At 42.6% G+C, this 2,753-nt stretch carries 1 protein-coding gene; it reads right to left on the reverse strand.

Translation table 11 applies throughout. The features are described from left to right. Window positions 1–137: 137 nt before the first annotated feature. Entirely contained in the window at window positions 138–2,018 is a 1,881-nt protein-coding gene (ltrA, locus tag QOX26_RS14230; protein WP_283675626.1) for a group II intron reverse transcriptase/maturase, read from the reverse strand. Between the last annotated feature and the right edge of the window lie 735 nt (window positions 2,019–2,753).

The raw sequence follows: 2,753 nt of genomic DNA on the forward strand, positions 1-2,753 counted from the left end.
ATAGTGATAGGTAATCCCTTGAAGTAATCGCAGGATTTTCCCCCACTCCACACCGTACGTGAGAGTTTCCCCTCATACGGCGTTCCATCGTTAAGGTTTTTAAAGTAATTTACACAATTTACAAGTAGCTTTAACCGTTACTTGGATATTTCATTTAGACAAAGAATAGCTCGCAATTTATTGACCTTTTCCCGTTGCTTTTCGTCCAGTTGCAGAGTTGAAAGGTATTTCCCGATAGTATTCTCCTGCGTGGCGTGAACGAGAATGTGAACATCAACGTCAATCAAGATTAGATTTCTATAGCTGTCATCTCCGCCAAGATATGTCGCCGTTTTATGATGGCAATGTATCCTGGTGATTTCTAAGGATCTGCCTGTGACAGCACATTTTCCTTGCTGAGAACAGTACAGAGACAGCCTGTTGTCGTTGTATTCCACGCTCCTGTCACGGACAGGATTCCGCATAAGATAATGGAGAATAGCCACATTGACAGTTGCCAACTTTTTGTGTATTTCAGCACGTCCTTCGACAGTATAGCTGTTAATGCTACGCTTTTTGTCAATGGGATTTTTGTGCCGCACATAGGCGATTGGCAGTATCGGCGTTTCTCCAACAAACCTCATTTCTCTGCTTTTACTATATTTAATGTAAATCGGACTGGTAATAGGTTTTGCGATTTTCTTCTTCATCTGTTGTTCGAGCTTGCCTTTTGCAGACGATTTGACCAAGAAAGCAATTTCACTAAAATCACGGCTGACGTGTGTTGCATATTGATAGTAATTATGCCAGCCCATGACCAATGCATTGTATCTTAAAATGGTATTTCCTTTTGCGTCTACTTTCTTCAACTCATTTACAGCAGAAACAGCCCTTTGCTTGATTTTCTCTTTTGCCTTATCAGAAATATGGGATTTCACAACATATTTGGTTTTACCGTTTGACTTCTTGCCTTTCTTGACCGCCTTCATTTTGAACCCTAAGAATTCGGAATACTGCCGTTTTAGATTGACTATCTTGGATTTTTCGGGGCTGATTTCAAGCCCCAATCTATCGTGTAGCCAGCCTTTTACAGCCATGAACATCTTTTGGGCGTCACTGCGGTATCGACAAAAGATTTTAAAATCATCGGCGTACCTTACGATGTAACATTCCTTTAACCCAGTATTTCTAAGCTCCGCATAGACATTGCTTTTATCCAGAGTGCCGTTTTTCATCACCCTGCATTTATACGCTACCCGTGTAGGCAGAGTTTCCCATTGGCTTGCCACCCACCAATCCAATTCATTCAGGACGATGTTTGACAGCAGGGGAGAAATAATCCCTCCCTGCGGCGTTCCCTTTTCGGGGAAGCCAATGCCCGCCACCTCTGCTTTTAACATTGCAGAAATAATAGACAATAGCTTTTTATCCCGAATACCAATCGACCACATCTGTTTCAGCAGTTTTCCGTGACTGACATTATCGAAAAATCCTTTGATGTCGATGTCTACCACGAAATGAAGATTTTGCCCCTGAATAAATTTGTAAGATTGGGAGATCGCATGTTCCGCACTCCTGTTTGGGCGAAAACCGTTGCTTCGCTTGAAGAATTTTGCTTCACAAATGGGTTCAAGGACTTGCAGAATACCTTGCTGTATCAGCCTGTCCATAATAGTCGGAATGCCAAGCGGTCTGGTTTTTCCGTTGCCTTTTGGGATTTCCACACGGCGTACTGGTTGAGGAATGTAATTGCTTAGTCTTTTCTGAATATAGGCTATAAGCTGTTCGTTTTCCCATTGCTGTAAATGGGTAATGGTCTTTTTATCTACTCCTGCGGTTTTGCTTCCGCTGTTTTTCTTGATATTCCGAAAAGCAAGTAGTATATTTTCAGGACTACAAATCAGTTCAGTCAGATTTTTAAACTGACAGCCTTTTTCGCTATCCGCGTACAGCTTGTCTAAAACATCTTGAAAATCGTAATATTCCGCATTGCGCAGGGCAGACCGTTTTGTCGGTTTTGCTCTTGTCAAAGTCAGCATTATCCTCACTTTCAGGGGATTTTGCTTTTCTTAGTCTTACTCGAACCTTTGAGATTGTGTGTTTACTTATTTTATTTCTTAACGACTCGAGCCCGTCCCTCCACGGCTTATTATCACCGCTTCATCGGTACCACGGCTCTACTTTCAGTTGGATTAATGTAGGTTATACGGTTTTAGATACCGCTTTCCCTGCAAACGCCTCATAGCGTTGTAATCCGCTCCACGTTCCAACCTTTCCACGTTCCGATATTCCTATCATTTCATATCGCCCTTAGGTGTCCCTCTAAGCCTGTATGCTGGATGCCGCCTGTAACGGCATAAGGTATTTCATAAATGGTGTTTTACTTTACCTCACATACCCGCCAGTGTTGGCGTATGCACATTTCTATGCACTATTCGTTTAGACTTTTTATATCGGGTGTTCGTCTGTGAACCACTTTTCACATACTCACCATAGGCAATTTATTGACCTCCGGCATATAGGCAACACCATTCACCTCTGAACAGCTTTCGTACAGACAAAATATCTTATCTGCTTACGGTTGCTCTCTGCCGACTTCACCGAGCTTCGTACAGTACAGCTATTACACGCCATTTTGCACGTCGGAGTATCAAGGCAGGCATTTCAGGGCGTTACCCCCTCATTCCACCTGTCGGAATATCAGTTCTCCTAAACTGAACATTTACACGTTCATTATTTAGTGCCTAACCTTTTCAGTTAGGAACGTGTCGCAC

This window comes from Butyricicoccus sp. Marseille-Q5471, from assembly GCF_951230135.1.
Lineage (GTDB): Bacteria > Bacillota > Clostridia > Oscillospirales > Butyricicoccaceae > Agathobaculum.